The organism is Synechococcus sp. CB0101 (assembly GCF_000179235.2).
Classification (GTDB): Bacteria; Cyanobacteriota; Cyanobacteriia; order PCC-6307; family Cyanobiaceae; genus Vulcanococcus.
The window spans coordinates 2,462,449-2,475,326 of sequence record NZ_CP039373.1 but is presented as its reverse complement, the minus strand read 5'-3'; the positions used below and the strand labels follow the sequence as shown (position 1 = coordinate 2,475,326).

The window sequence follows — 12,878 nt, the reverse complement described above, 5'->3', positions numbered from 1 at the left end:
CCCGCGCTGCTGGGGGGAGGCCTGGCCTGGGCCCAGCTGGAGGCAGCTCAGCCGCAAGAGCCAGCACCGGCATCGCCGCCCACACCAACCCCAGTCGCACCGCTGTTGCCTCCGCCGGGGAGCACTGCCGGGCCGCTGCGGCCTGATCCCGCGCGGCTGAGTGGTGCGGCCACAGCGCCGAAGCGTTTTGATCAATCCCTGGATGAGCTGGTGCGCCAAGGGGTGGTGACCCCCAGTGAGCGCAATCTGGTGCGTGGTGCCGGCAGCCTGGCTCCTCTTGATGTGGGGGCGTTCCAGCAGGCCTGCCGCGGCGGTGCTCTCTCCGCCCGGGAGTGCCGTGGCGGTATTGCCCTGCGCTGGGGGCGCCGCGGTGGCAGCAATGGCAATACCGCCTGGGGCGGGCGGATGGATGCCAACGGCATGCCCCTGCCGCCGCTCACCGTCCCTGTGTCGGCGCTGCTCGCCGGCAATGGCGGCAGTTTCAACCTGGCCAGCGTGTTTCGGGTTACGCCCCGCCCCGCACCGGTGCTGGGCAATGGCAACCGCCGCTTGTTGCTCCCGATCATCGGCAGTGCGGTGAACACCAGCGGCTTTGGTTGGCGGTTGCATCCGCTGCTCGGGGCCTGGCGGCTGCATGCCGGCGAAGATCTGGCGGCGCCGGAGGGCACACCGGTGGTGGCGGCCCTGAGCGGCAAGGTGGTGAGCAGTGGCCTGGCGGGCGGCTATGGACTGGCGGTGGAGGTGGAACATCAACGGCCGCTGCGCCGCAGCCTTTACGGCCACCTCTCCGAGCTCTATGTGAAAGCCGGCGATGTGGTTCGCCAGGGCGAGGTGATCGGCCGGGTGGGCAGCACGGGATTAAGCACCGGCCCTCACCTGCATTTCGAGCTGCGGGAGCCGGCGGCCGGTGGCTGGGTGGCGATTGATCCGGGCGACTTTGATCCCGGCAATGGTTTGCAGGGCAGTGATGCGATCGCCCTGCTGATGGGGCAACTGCTGCAGAGCCTGGAGCGGCCGGCGACCCAGGGCTAGTCCTGGGAGCCTGCGCCGCTGTCCACCAGCCGGCCATCGTGGAAGTGCACGATCCGCTCGGCGCGGGCGGCCACATCGTGTTCGTGGGTGACCAGCAGGATCGTCATTCCCTGTTCGCGGTGGAGCTCATCGAAGAGATCGAGCACTTCCTTGGTGGTGCGGGAATCCAGGGCGCCGGTGGGCTCATCCGCCAGCAGCAGGTTGGGGTTGTTGATGATCGCCCGAGCGACGGCCACCCGCTGCTGCTGGCCGCCGGAGAGTTGGTTGGGTTTGTTGTTGAGGCGTTCACCCAGCCCCACCCGTTGCAGTGCCGCGATTCCCAGCTCCCGCCGCCGCTCAGCCGGCACACCCGCATACACCATGGGCAGCATCACGTTCTCCAGGGCCGTGAGCTCCTGCAGCAGGTGGAACTGCTGAAACACAAAGCCCAGTTCGCGATTGCGCAGGTCGGCTAATTGGTCGTCGCTGAGGTGTTCCACAGCGGTGCCGTTGAGCTTGTAACTGCCGCCGCTGGGGCGATCGAGGCAGCCCAGGATGTTCATCGCCGTGCTTTTGCCCGAGCCGGAGGTGCCCATCACCGCCAGGTATTCACCGCGGCGCACGTTCAGGCACAGGTCATCCAGGGCGGTGACGGCGGTGTCTCCACTGCCGTACACCTTGCGGATGTGATCCAGCTCCGCCACCAGCGGCGCAGCGGTGTGTGTCATCAACCGACGGGGAGATTGGCGGTAGCAGCTAGAGCTTTCTGCAGCATCGGCGTGCCGGCCACGGCACCATTCGCCCAGCCGAACAGCGGGTTGGAGAGGATGCCGCCCACAGCGGTAACAGCCACACAGGAGATCAGGGCCGCGCGCAGGGGTTGAAGACCGGCAACGCTCCAGTTCACCTCGGGATAAGCCTTCACCACTTCGGAGGCTTCCTGCGGCTCTTTCACCACCATCATCTTGATCACCGAGATGTAGTAGTAGATCGACACCACCGAGGTGAGCAGGCCCACCACCACCAGGAGGTATTGGCCGTCAGCCCAGCCGGCGAAGAAGAGATAAATCTTGCCGAAGAAGCCCAGCATCGGCGGGATGCCGCCCAGGGAGAGCAGGCAAAGGCTGAGGCCCAGGGTGATCAGCGGATCTTTCTGATAGAGGCCGGCGTAATCACTGATGCGATCAGAGCCAGTGCGCAGTGAGAACAGGATGATGCAGGCGAAGGCCCCCAGGTTCATGAACAGGTAAGCCGCCATGTAGAGCACCATCGCGGCATAGCCGTCTTCGGTGCCGCACACCAGGCCGATCATCACAAAACCGGCTTGACCGATGGAGCTGTAGGCCAGCATCCGCTTCATCGAGGTCTGGGCCAGGGCGACCACGTTGCCCAGCACCATGCTGAGGATCGCTAGGACCGTAAACAGCAGCTTCCACTGAGCTTCAAAGGGCTCAAAGCAGCCCACCAGGATGCGCAACGCCAGGGCAAAGCCAGCGGCTTTGGAACCGACCGAGAGGAAGGCCACCACAGGGGTGGGAGAGCCTTCGTAGACATCCGGTGTCCACTGGTGGAAGGGAACCGCGGCGATCTTGAAGGCCACGGTGGCCAGCACAAACACCAGTGCCAGAGCCGCCACCGGCGAGGCGCTGCTCTGCAGGGCCAGGGCTACTGCATCCAGACTGGTGCTGCCGCCCGTGAGGCCGTACAGCAGGGAGGCGCCATAGAGGAACACGGCGGCTGCAGCTGAGCCCACCAACAGGTATTTCAGAGCGGCTTCCGAGCTGCGGGCGTCGCGCTTCATGTAGCCCGAAAGCAGGTAGCTGGCCACCGAGAGGGTTTCCAGCGACACAAACACACTCACCAGGTCGGTGGAGCCGCAGAGGAGCATGGCTCCGAGGGTGGCGGCCAGCAGGATTGCGGCGTATTCACCCACCGGCGTGCCGGCCCGCTCCACATAGCGCCAGCTGATCAGCAGCGACAACAGCGTGGAGGCGGCCACAACGGCCCGGAAGGCAATGGCCAGGTTGTCGGCCAGGAAGGACCCCAGGAACGAGGGCTCCAGCGGCGAGGCGTTCCACTGCAACGCCAGCAGGCCCAAGGCCGTGCCCAAACCGATGTACGAAAAGAGGGGCACCCAGCGTGATGCGGCCTTCTCGCCGGCCAGGTCCACCAGCAGGCAAGCCAGCATGGCCAGGAGCACAGCCCCTTCTGGTGCCACCGCGCCTGCATTGAGCTGCAGGGAGGTGATCGCGCTCACCGCAGGAGCTGCCGCTGAGCCGGCCTCGGCCAGAAGAGAGTGCACAGCTGGATCAAGGTCGCCCGTTGGGGGGGACTGTAGCCGCGCTGTCGGCTGGATCTGGTTTCAGAGCCAGGGCTTGACCGCCGGTGCGATAAAGAGGGAAGCGGTTTACCGCCTGCCTGTGGCGCACACCCTCGTCATCGTTGAGAGCCCCACGAAGGCCCGCACCATCCGCGGGTTCCTTCCCAAGGACTTCAAGGTGGAAGCCTCGATGGGGCACGTGCGTGACTTGCCCAACAACGCCAGTGAGATTCCGGCGGCCCACAAGGGTGAGAAGTGGGCCAATCTCGGCGTGAACACCGCCAACAACTTCGAGCCGCTCTACGTGGTGCCGAAGGACAAGAAAAAGGTGGTGAAGGAACTCAAAGACGCCCTCAAGGGCGCTGATCAGCTCCTGCTGGCCACGGACGAAGACCGGGAAGGGGAATCAATCAGCTGGCACCTGCTGCAGCTTCTGAATCCGAAGGTGCCGGTGAAGCGGATGGTGTTCCACGAGATCACTAAAGAAGCGATCGGCCGGGCGCTGGAGCAGACCCGCGAGCTCGATATGGAGCTGGTGCACGCCCAGGAAACGCGGCGCATCCTCGATCGCCTCGTGGGTTACACCCTCTCGCCGCTGCTGTGGAAGAAGGTGGCCTGGGGCCTCAGCGCCGGCCGGGTGCAATCGGTGGCGGTGCGGTTGCTGGTGCAGCGTGAACGAGCCCGGCGGGCCTTCAAGAGCGGCAGTTACTGGGATCTCAAGGCCCAGCTGCAGCAGGGCAGCGCTGGCTTCGAAGCCAAGCTCACCCACCTCAAAGGCGAGCGCATCGCCGGTGGTTCTGATTTCGATGAAGCAACCGGTGGCCTCAAGGCGGGGAGCAAGGTTCGCCTGCTCGCTGAAGCCGAGGCGCGCCAGTTGCGGGAATCCGTGTTGGCGGCCCCCTGGACCGTGGCGGCCGTGGAGGAAAAGCCCAGCACCCGCAAGCCGGTGGCCCCCTTCACCACCAGCACCCTGCAGCAGGAGGCCAACCGCAAGCTGAGGCTCTCGGCCCGCGAAACCATGCGCACGGCCCAGGGCCTGTACGAGCGCGGCTTCATCACCTACATGCGCACCGACTCGGTGCATCTCAGCGACCAGGCGATCAACGCCGCCCGCAGCTGCGTGGCCGACAAATACGGCAAGGAGTATCTGAGCCCCTCGGCCCGCCAGTTCTCCACCAAGGCCCGCAACGCCCAGGAGGCTCACGAGGCGATTCGTCCTGCCGGTGAGAGCTTCCGCGATCCATCGGCCACGGGCCTCGACGGCCGTGATCTGGCTCTCTACGAGCTGATCTGGAAGCGCACCGTGGCCTCCCAGATGGCCGACGCCAAGCTCACGATGCTGAGTGTCGACCTTGAGGCTGATGGCGGCAGCCTCGGTACGGCCGCCTTCCGCGCCACCGGCAAGCGCATCGACTTCCCCGGCTTCTTCCGGGCCTACGTGGAAGGCAGCGACGATCCCGATGCCGCCCTGGAAGGTCAGGAGGTGCTCCTGCCGTCGCTCAAAACCGGCGACAGCCCGGCCTGCAAGGGAGTGGAGGCCCTCGGACACCAGACCCAGCCCCCTGCCCGCTACAGCGAAGCGGCCTTGGTGAAGATGCTGGAGAAGGAGGGCATCGGTCGCCCCTCCACCTACGCCTCGATCATCGGAACGATCGTCGACCGCGGCTACGCCACCCTCCAGAACAACGCCCTCACCCCCAGCTTCACGGCCTTTGCGGTGACGGCCCTGCTGGAGGAGCATTTCCCTGATCTGGTGGATACGAGCTTCACCGCTCGCATGGAGAACACCCTCGACGAGATCTCCCACGGGCAGGTGCAGTGGCTGCCCTACTTGGAGAGCTTCTACAAGGGCGACCAGGGCCTGGAAGCCCAGGTGCAGCAGCGCGAGGGCGACATCGACCCCACCGCCTCGCGCACGATCGAGCTGGAAGGGCTGCCCTGTGTGGTGCGCATCGGCCGCTTTGGTGCCTATCTGGAAACCAAGCGGGTGGCCGATGACGGCACCGAGGAGCTGCTCAAGGCCACGCTGCCCAATGAGATCACCCCAGCCGATCTCGATGCCGACAAGGCCGAGCTGATCCTCAAGCAGAAGGCTGATGGGCCCGAATCCCTCGGGGAAGACCCTGAAACCGGCGATCTGGTGTATCTGCTGTTTGGCCAGTACGGCCCCTACGTGCAGCGGGGCCAGGTGAGCGACGAGAACCCCAAGCCCAAGCGCGCCTCCCTGCCCAAGGGCACCAAACCGGAAGACCTCACCCTTGAAGACGCCCTCGGCCTCCTGCGCCTGCCGCGGCACCTCGGCGAACACCCCGACGGCGGCAAGATCGAAGCCGGCCTCGGTCGCTTTGGCCCCTATGTGGTGCACCACAAGGGCAAGGGCGAGAAGGACTACCGCTCCCTCAAGGCCGAAGACGATGTGCTGATGGTGGGTCTGTCGCGGGCCGTGGAACTGCTGGCTCAACCCAAACGCGGCCGCGGCGGCCGCACGGCCCTGAAAGATCTCGGCACGCCTGAGGGCGCCGATGAGGCGATCCAGCTGTTTGATGGCCCCTACGGCCTTTATGTGAAGCAGGGCAAGGTGAACGCCTCCCTGCCGGAGGGCACCACCGCCGACACGATCACCCTCGAGCAGGCGGTGGAACTGCTGGCGGCCAAGGCCGCGGCCGGCAAGGGCAAGGGGCGTAAGGCAGCGGGTACGGCGGCCAAGAAACCGGCGGCTAAAAAGCCCGCCGCCAAGAAGGCCCCGGCGACCACCAAAACCGGCCGCCTCCGGGCCAGTGCCGTGCGGGTGATCCGCGCCGCCGACAGCTGATGCAGCTGTCACGGCTGACGCCGCTGCTGCTGGCTGTTGCTGTGACCGGCTGCAGCGGCACGCCCTTTGGCGATCAGCTCTCACGCAGCTTCTCCCAGCCCCCCGCGCCCCCAGCGGCGCCGCCGGCTAAGCCAGACGTGGCAGCTACGCCCAAACCCGAGCCCCCCAAGCCTGAGCCCAAGCCCGCGCCGGCTGCACAACCCCTCACGCCGGCTCCCTACCGCGTGACGATCAAGCTGCCCGCCGCTGATCCCTCATCGCCGGCTGAAGCGGTGACCGATGCGCTGCGTCAGGCCGGTGTGGCCTTTGAGGTGGAAACGATCGAGCGGGTGCCGGCTGCCGGTGCGGATGCTGCGGCGCCCCTGCGCACCACGCCGGCCCCGCCAGCCCGATGAGCCTCAGCCGTCGCCAGGCCCATCAACTCACCGACACCGCCTATCTGGCGGCGGCCACGGCCTTGTTGTGGGTGGGTCTCTACTACCTGCCGGTGGGCGGTGCCCTGTTTCGCTTGGCCCTGCCGCTGCCGCTGGCGCTCCTGCAGCTGCGCCACAACCGCCGCTGCGCCGTGGAGGGGGTGACCGTATCGGCCTTGCTGCTGGTGGCCTTGATGGGGCCGATCCGGGGCCCGTTGGTGCTGTTCCCATACACGCTGCTGGCTCTCTGGCTCGGTTGGTGCTGGACCCAGAAGCTCAGCTGGTGGATCAGCTGGAGCGTCGGTGTGCTGATCGGCGCTACGGGTTTTCTGGTGCGGGTGGCGGTGGTGTCGGTGCTGCTCGGTGAAAACCTTTGGGTGGTGATCACCACCGCGGCGGCCCAGTTGCTCGAGCGGCTCAGCGGCCTGCTGCAACTCGGTGGCGGCCCGGAGCTCTGGCAGGTGCAGCTCTTGGCCCTGGGGCTGGTGCTGCTCCAGAACGTGATTTACGTGCTGGCTTTGCATGCGGTGGCGTTGTGGATCTTCCCCCGCCTGCGCAGCCCGATCAGCCCGCCGCCGGCGGTGCTGCGGCCCCTGCTCGCTCTCGATCCCCTTTGACGCTCCAGCGCCTCAGCGGTGATCCCCTGCAGGCGGAGCGATGGTGTGCCCAGGTGGCCGCCGCTGCCCGCGATACCCGGGTGTTGCTGCTGCTGGCCGGCACTGACACCGCCGCCGTGCCCGGTATCTCGGCCGCTGGTGCCACACCGGAGAGTCGCCGGCTCACGGCCGCAGCCGATGCGGAGTTGCTCTTGCTAGGGCCGGGCCAACCTCGCCCTCACGCCCTTCCGCCTCTGCCGGCGGGGGTGAGCCCGGCGCTGATCTCCCGGGTGGTGGTGGAGCAGCTGGCGCTGGAGCCACTGGTGGTGGATGCGGGGGCAGCGGTGCCGCCGGCGGTGCCCCATCTGCAGCTGGGCCATCGCCCGGCCCGTTGCCTCAGCACAGGAGCGGCGATCGAACAGCAGCGGGTGCTCGCGCTGATCGCCCTCGGCCGGCGCTGGGGAGGGCAGCTGGCCCAGCGCCGGCGGCCTTTGCTGCTGGCGGAATGCGTTCCCGGGGGCACCAGCACGGCCCAGGCGGTGCTCGAGGGCCTGGGGGTGCCCGCCGCTGGGTTGGTGAGCGGCAGCCTGCGGGAGCCCGCCCATGCCCTCAAGGCGCAGCTGGTGGCCAAGGGGTTGGCCGCGGCGCAGCTCCCCAATCCGGCGGCGGCGGAGCAGGTGCTGGCAGCGGTGGGGGATCCGATGCAACCCCTGGCGGCTGGGCTACTGCTCGAGGCGGCCATGGCCGGCTTGCCGGTGTTGTTGGCCGGTGGCAGCCAAATGGCTGCGGTGCTGGCGGTGGCGCTTGCCCTGGCTGAGCCCGCCCAGCGCTCGTTGGTTGCAGCGCACAGCGCGATCGCCACCACCGCCTGGGTGGCGGGGGAACCCGGCAGTGATCTGGTGCGGTTGTTGAAGCAGATCCACGCCCGTTGGGGGCATGCGCCGCTCGCCTTTGCGGCCTCCCTGCGCTTCATCCACTGCGCCTCTCCTCAGCTGCTGGCGTTTGAGCAGGGGTATGTGAAAGAAGGCGTGGGCGCGGGTGGTTTGGCGGCCCTATGGGAGCTCAGCGGCCGCAGCCCGGAGGCCTTGGCCGCCGCCTGCGATCAGGCCTGCAGCCAACTGATCTGATCGGTCTTGCCCCTTAGGGTCGGGCCATGGCTCAAGCCCCTCTGCTCTCGCGCCGCCACCTGCTGCAGCTGGCCAGCTTGGGGGGCACCGCCCTGGCCGCTGGATCCCTGGCGGGCTGCCGCCAGGGCGCCGAAGCCGGTCGACTGCTCACGGTGCGCGGCCAGCTGCCGCCGGCCTGGCTTAAGGCCCTGCCGACGGCCTGGCGTTCGCAGCTGCTGGAGGATCCCGCCGAGCTGCTGGAGCAGCTGAAGCGCTCGGGCGACCTCCCCAGCCTCAGCAGCCTGGGGGATGGTTGGGTGCAGCAACTTCCGGATGGGCTGTTGCAGCCCATCGAGGCTTCAGCGCTGCTGGATGCACTGGATCCCATGGCCCAGGCCCCCAGCCGTTTGTTCGCTGGGCCTGAAGCACCGGTCAAGGCGTTCCCCTGGGCCTTTGGCACCTGGGTGATCCTGCTGCGCAACCGGCCGGATCTGCTGCGGCGCCAGAGCGAGGGGTGGTCGTTACTGCTGGATCCCACCCTTCGCCAGCGGCTGGTGCTGCCGGCTAGCCCAAGGCTGCTGCTCGAGTTGGCGCGGCGCCAACTCGGCCTGGCTCCAGGCGGGGAGGATCCGCGCTTGGTGGAGCAGCTGCGCCGCCTGCACGGCCAAGCCATCAGCCTGGATGAACGCCAGGGGCTCAATTTTCTGTTGGCCGGCGATGCCGATGCGGCGGTGGTCACCAGTCAGCGCGCTGTGCCGTTGCTCCAGCGTGATCCCCGCCTGGCGGCCGTGCTGCCGGCCACGGGCTCACCGCTGTGGTGGCAGCTGTTGGTGCGCACGGGGCCGGCCGGCGCGCCTCTGCCACTGGAGTGGATCCGCGACGGCCTGAACCTGCCGCTGCTGGATCGTTTGCTGGCGGCCGGTTGGGTGCCGCCTTTGCCCGCTGCTGCGTTGAATCCTGCTCTCCAGCGTTGGCCTCAACGGCTGCGGCCGTTGCTGCTGCCGCCGCCTGAGCTGCTGGCCCGCTGCACCAACCTGCCGCCGCTGCCGCCTGCCGAGCGCCAAGGTCTCCAGCAGCTCTGGGATCAGGCGATGGCGGGGTAGACGCTCGCGCTTCAGCCCCAGAGCCGCCGCCGCGGCGCCGCCGCTAGTCGCTGATGGGTGTCGGCCAGCAGATCGGGAATCGGGAGCTGGTGGGGGCAGCGGGGCAGGCAATCGCCGCAGCGCTGGCAGGCGCTGGCATTGCGCTCCTCCCACCAATGGCCAGCACGGCCGATCAGGTTGTAGCGCTCCTGCGCGAAGGCACCCATGCCGTGGCCAACGGCCAGGTTGCGCAGGCGCAGCAGCTCGGGAATCGGCACCTCGCTGGGGCAGGGCAGGCAGGCTCGGCATTGCCCGCAGGCCTCGGCGCCCAGGCGCGTCTGGCCGGCTGCCGCCAGCCGGGCCAGGGCGCTCTGATGGGCATCGCTGAGCCAGGGCGTTGCACCGCTCAGTCGCTCGGCGAGGGCCAGATCCTCCGGCTGTTCAGCGCCGAGGCTGAGGGTGGAGATGCCGGCCTCCAGCAGAAAGCGATAGGCCAGCTCCAGGGGGTGGAACGGAGCGCAATCCGCCAGGAGCTCCGCTGAGGGGGCATACAGCCGTCCGCCTTTGTCAGCCGGGGAGATGGCCAGCACTCCGATCCCGGCCTGCAGGGCCTCTTTCGCGATGGCCAGCCGGGTTTGATCGAACAGGTGCACATGCAGGCTGCAGAAGCTGAAGTGCCCACTCGCCAGCGCCTGCTCGATCAAGGCGTTGCTGCCGTGGCTGGAGAAGCCCACCTGCCCCACCAGCCCTTCCTCCTGCGCCCAGCGGAGCAGCTCAGCGCCGGCGCCCTCGAGGGCCCAGCTCAGGTGCTCCGGCCGGTTGAGGCCATGCACCGCCAGGTTGTGGAGCTGGGTTAACCCCAGCCGCTCCAGCAAGGCCTGCAGCTGCTGCTGGCCTTCCTCCAGGCTGAGGCCCGGCAGCAGTTTGCTGGTGATCACCAGATCGGCGTGGGTGGCTGGATCGCGCTCCTTCAGGTCGCGCAGTGCCAGCCCCAGGTAGCGCTCGGCCATGCCGTAGGCCGGAGCCGTTTCCACGTGGTTCATCCCGGCCGCCAGGGCTGCTGTGAGCACCGCTGCCATCTGCTCGGCACTGCCGGTGGCCCGCATCGTGCCCAGGCAGAAGGGTGAAACCGCCGGACCTCGGCCGAAGGGGCGCCGCTCAACTGGGGGTGGGTTCACCGCCGGGGGCCTCCTCATCGCCGCCCTGTTCCGCGTCGCTGTCGCTCTGGGCCTGGCGGATGTTGCGCACCAGTTCGGCGGGGCTGATCCCATCGAGGAAGCGACGGAAATCGGCGGCATCCTCCGCATCCGCTTCGGCATCCACCGGTATGGAGGCATCGGCCACCACCTCCTCCAGCATCCAGATGCCGCTGCCGGTGCGCACGGCCAGGGCGATGGCATCACTGGGCCGGGCATCGAGCTCGTGGCTTTGGCCATCACTGCCGCTGAGCTTGAGCACCGCCCGGAAGGTGCTGTCTTCAATGGTGTGGATGATCACCCGCTGCAGCTCCAGGCCGCCCGCCTCCAGCAGCTTGGCCATCAGATCGTGGCTGAGGGGCCGGGCGGGGGGCTGATCTTTCAGCCCAGCCATGATGTTTTGCGCTTGGGCCTGGTCGATCCAGATCGGCACCTGGCGGCGGCCAGAGGGATCACGCAGCAGCACGATCGGGCTGCGGCTGGCGGCGTCGAGGGCGATGCCGGCCACTCGCATCTCAACCATCGCTTGCCTGCAGACGCCCTTGCCCGATTATGGCCAGGGTTGATCAGGGCACCGCATGTTCACAGGGCTGGTGCAGGCCGTGGGGCAGCTGCAGCGTTGCAGTGGCGGCGTGGAGCTGCGGGTCTCGGCCGAAGCCGGGCTCGATCCCAGCGCCCTGGCCCTCGGCGACAGCGTGGCGGTGGATGGCGTCTGCCTCACGGTGACCGAGCGTTCAGCCCATGGCTTCAAGGCCGATGTGAGCGAGGAAACCCTGGCCCGCACCACCCTCGCCGCCAAGGCCGATCGGCGCGGTTGGGTGAATCTCGAACCGGCCCTGCGCCTGGCGGATCGGCTTGGCGGGCATCTGGTGAGCGGCCACGTGGATGGCTTGGGTCGCGTGGTGGCGGTGGAACAGCAACCGGCTTCCTGGCGGCTGGTGCTGCGCTGGAGCAACCCCGCCTACGGCCGCTACGTGTGTGAGAAGGCCAGCGTGGCGGTGGATGGCATCAGCCTCACCGTGGCCGATTGCAGCGCCGATGGGGCGGACTTTTGGATTGCCGTGATTCCCCACACCTGGAGCTCCACCACGCTGCAGCAGTTGCGGGTGGGGGATGTGGTGAATCTGGAGGCCGACCTCCTGGCGAAGTACACCGAACGGCTGCTGCGTTGGCATCAGCAGGGCGATGCCAACGCCGCCTCGGCACCCGCGATCACCGCTGGCTGGCTGGCTGAACACGGCTGGAGCTGACGATCGCAGCGGTGATGTCTACCTTCTGGTAGACGACCGTTTTCTATGGCTTCCGACAGACCGGAACTCGATCTGAGTTCCCTGCGCAGTTTCACCATCGCCGAGGGCATCCTGCTGCTGGTGCTCGGCGTCCTGGCGCTGCTGTTCCCCGTGATCGCCTCCGCCTGGGTCACCGTGATCGTGGCCCTGGCCTTTCTGGTGGGTGGCATCTTCGGCTGGATCAACAGCCTGAACCGGTCACGCCGCCTGAGCCGCTGGCATTGCTTCTGGCGCCTGGTGGTTTCCACCTTGTTCCTGGTTACCGGTGCCTGGATCATTCAGCAGTTCAGCGCCGGCATCGTGCCAGCGGCGGCTCAGGTGGCGGCGCTGGCGTTTGCCATCGGCATCGTGTTCCTGGTGGAAGGTGTGGTGGCCGCGATCGTGGCCCTCTCTCACCGCGACATGGCCGGCTGGGGTTGGGGTCTGGCCAACGGCATCGTGACGTTCATCCTCGGCGTGATCATCGTCACGATGAAAGCCGGCGGTTTGCTGAGCGTGCTTGGAATCCTGGTAGGGATCAGCTTCCTGTTCAGCGGCATTGATCTGCTGGTGTTCAGCGCCGCCTTCCACGGTCCCAACGACCGTGGTGGCCCGGCTCAGCCGGCCTGATCCTCCTCTCCTGGGTTGCTGTCGTCCATGGGCAGCAACCAGATGGAGCCGGTTTCCTGGTGGATTTCGATCTTGAATTCCTGGCCCGGCTCCAGACCCATCCGGCGGGTGTAGGCGTGGCCGATCAGCAGGTTGCCGTTGCCATGCACCCGCGTGCGGAATTCAGCTTGGCGGCCGCGGGTGCCGCCACCACCGCCTCCTGAGCTGGCGTGGCTGGGCAGCTTGTAGCCCTTCGCTTCCACCAGCGCGCGGTAGAAGCTCTTCTTCAGTAAGCGGCCGCTGGGGCCCACATAGCCGCAGGCTCTGGCGATCTGATCTTCCGGGCGATTGCTCAGCGCCCGAGCCTTATCGAGCAGGGCCTTCCCTTCCAGCATCTGCACGGGAGTGCTCACTTTCTCTTCAACGAACACCGGCTTGGCTGAGATCTGGTCGCCCGATTGTGCC

At 67.6% G+C, this 12,878-nt stretch carries 13 protein-coding genes; 8 read left to right on the top strand and 5 right to left on the bottom strand.

Annotated features, from left to right (window positions below; translation table 11 throughout):
• Window positions 1-102 precede the first annotated feature (102 nt).
• A complete protein-coding gene (locus tag CB0101_RS13405; RefSeq protein ID WP_136644304.1) occupies window positions 103-1,032 on the top strand; it encodes a M23 family metallopeptidase in 930 nt (309 codons plus the stop codon).
• On the opposite strand, the gene CB0101_RS13400 is transcribed toward CB0101_RS13405, so the two are convergent.
• Both CB0101_RS13400 and CB0101_RS13395 read right to left on the bottom strand, forming a co-directional pair.
• Window positions 1,029-1,739: an ABC transporter ATP-binding protein gene (locus tag CB0101_RS13400; RefSeq protein WP_010303838.1), complete on the bottom strand. Its 711-nt coding sequence runs from the start codon at window positions 1,737-1,739 to the stop codon at window positions 1,029-1,031. The two genes, CB0101_RS13405 and CB0101_RS13400, sit on opposite strands and share 4 nt — an antisense overlap.
• On the bottom strand, window positions 1,739-3,301 hold the full coding sequence (locus CB0101_RS13395) for an NAD(P)H-quinone oxidoreductase subunit N (protein WP_371413631.1): 1,563 nt from the start codon (window positions 3,299-3,301) through the stop codon (window positions 1,739-1,741). Before CB0101_RS13395 ends, CB0101_RS13400 begins: the two co-directional genes overlap by 1 nt.
• 130 nt (window positions 3,302-3,431) lie before the next feature.
• Here CB0101_RS13395 and topA point away from each other — a divergent pair, with 130 nt between their 5' ends.
• The 5 genes from topA to CB0101_RS13370 are packed head-to-tail and all read left to right on the top strand — an operon-like array spanning window position 3,432 to window position 9,361.
• Window positions 3,432-6,143, top strand: coding sequence for a type I DNA topoisomerase (topA, locus tag CB0101_RS13390; RefSeq protein WP_010303834.1), 2,712 nt, complete (start codon window positions 3,432-3,434; stop codon window positions 6,141-6,143).
• Window positions 6,143-6,538 (top strand): hypothetical protein, encoded by a 396-nt coding sequence (locus CB0101_RS13385; protein WP_010303832.1) that lies wholly within the window; start codon window positions 6,143-6,145, stop codon window positions 6,536-6,538. Before topA ends, CB0101_RS13385 begins: the two co-directional genes overlap by 1 nt.
• Entirely contained in the window at window positions 6,535-7,173 is a 639-nt protein-coding gene (locus CB0101_RS13380; protein WP_010303830.1) for a DUF2232 domain-containing protein, read from the top strand. The genes CB0101_RS13385 and CB0101_RS13380 overlap by 4 nt, the downstream gene beginning before the upstream one ends.
• Complete coding sequence (gene cobT / locus CB0101_RS13375) at window positions 7,170-8,279, top strand: nicotinate mononucleotide-dependent phosphoribosyltransferase CobT (protein WP_010303827.1); 1,110 nt, start codon at window positions 7,170-7,172, stop codon at window positions 8,277-8,279. Before CB0101_RS13380 ends, cobT begins: the two co-directional genes overlap by 4 nt.
• A 26-nt stretch (window positions 8,280-8,305) precedes the next feature.
• Complete coding sequence (locus CB0101_RS13370; RefSeq protein ID WP_010303825.1) at window positions 8,306-9,361, top strand: hypothetical protein; 1,056 nt, start codon at window positions 8,306-8,308, stop codon at window positions 9,359-9,361.
• Window positions 9,362-9,372: 11 nt separating this feature from the next.
• Here CB0101_RS13370 and CB0101_RS13365 read toward each other — a convergent pair whose 3' ends face one another.
• Window positions 9,373-10,446 (bottom strand): aldo/keto reductase, encoded by a 1,074-nt coding sequence (locus CB0101_RS13365; RefSeq protein WP_010303824.1) that lies wholly within the window; start codon window positions 10,444-10,446, stop codon window positions 9,373-9,375.
• Between the two features lie 52 nt (window positions 10,447-10,498).
• A complete protein-coding gene (locus tag CB0101_RS13360; protein ID WP_010303822.1) occupies window positions 10,499-11,059 on the bottom strand; it encodes a bifunctional nuclease family protein in 561 nt (186 codons plus the stop codon).
• 55 nt (window positions 11,060-11,114) lie between these two features.
• On the opposite strand from CB0101_RS13360, the gene CB0101_RS13355 reads away from it, so the two are divergent.
• On the top strand, window positions 11,115-11,786 hold the full coding sequence (locus CB0101_RS13355) for a riboflavin synthase (protein ID WP_010303819.1): 672 nt from the start codon (window positions 11,115-11,117) through the stop codon (window positions 11,784-11,786).
• 45 nt (window positions 11,787-11,831) lie between these two features.
• Window positions 11,832-12,434: an HdeD family acid-resistance protein gene (locus tag CB0101_RS13350; protein WP_010303818.1), complete on the top strand. Its 603-nt coding sequence runs from the start codon at window positions 11,832-11,834 to the stop codon at window positions 12,432-12,434.
• Here the strand turns inward: CB0101_RS13350 and CB0101_RS13345 are convergent.
• Entirely contained in the window at window positions 12,422-12,808 is a 387-nt protein-coding gene (locus CB0101_RS13345) for an AbrB family transcriptional regulator (protein ID WP_043716970.1), read from the bottom strand. The two genes, CB0101_RS13350 and CB0101_RS13345, sit on opposite strands and share 13 nt — an antisense overlap.
• Between the last annotated feature and the right edge of the window lie 70 nt (window positions 12,809-12,878).

Excerpts from the sequence above, each read along its gene's own strand:
- CB0101_RS13400 (WP_010303838.1), bottom strand. The coding sequence starts at position 1,739 with ATGACACACACCGCTGCGCCGCTGGTGGCGGAGCTGGATCACATCCGC.
- CB0101_RS13385 (WP_010303832.1), top strand. The coding sequence starts at position 6,143 with ATGCAGCTGTCACGGCTGACGCCGCTGCTGCTGGCTGTTGCTGTGACC.
- CB0101_RS13380 (WP_010303830.1), top strand. The coding sequence starts at position 6,535 with ATGAGCCTCAGCCGTCGCCAGGCCCATCAACTCACCGACACCGCCTAT.
- CB0101_RS13370 (WP_010303825.1), top strand. The coding sequence starts at position 8,306 with ATGGCTCAAGCCCCTCTGCTCTCGCGCCGCCACCTGCTGCAGCTGGCC.
- CB0101_RS13365 (WP_010303824.1), bottom strand. The coding sequence starts at position 10,446 with ATGCGGGCCACCGGCAGTGCCGAGCAGATGGCAGCGGTGCTCACAGCA.
- CB0101_RS13360 (WP_010303822.1), bottom strand. The coding sequence starts at position 11,059 with ATGGTTGAGATGCGAGTGGCCGGCATCGCCCTCGACGCCGCCAGCCGC.
- CB0101_RS13355 (WP_010303819.1), top strand. The coding sequence starts at position 11,115 with ATGTTCACAGGGCTGGTGCAGGCCGTGGGGCAGCTGCAGCGTTGCAGT.
- CB0101_RS13350 (WP_010303818.1), top strand. The coding sequence starts at position 11,832 with ATGGCTTCCGACAGACCGGAACTCGATCTGAGTTCCCTGCGCAGTTTC.
- CB0101_RS13345 (WP_043716970.1), bottom strand. The coding sequence starts at position 12,808 with ATGCTGGAAGGGAAGGCCCTGCTCGATAAGGCTCGGGCGCTGAGCAAT.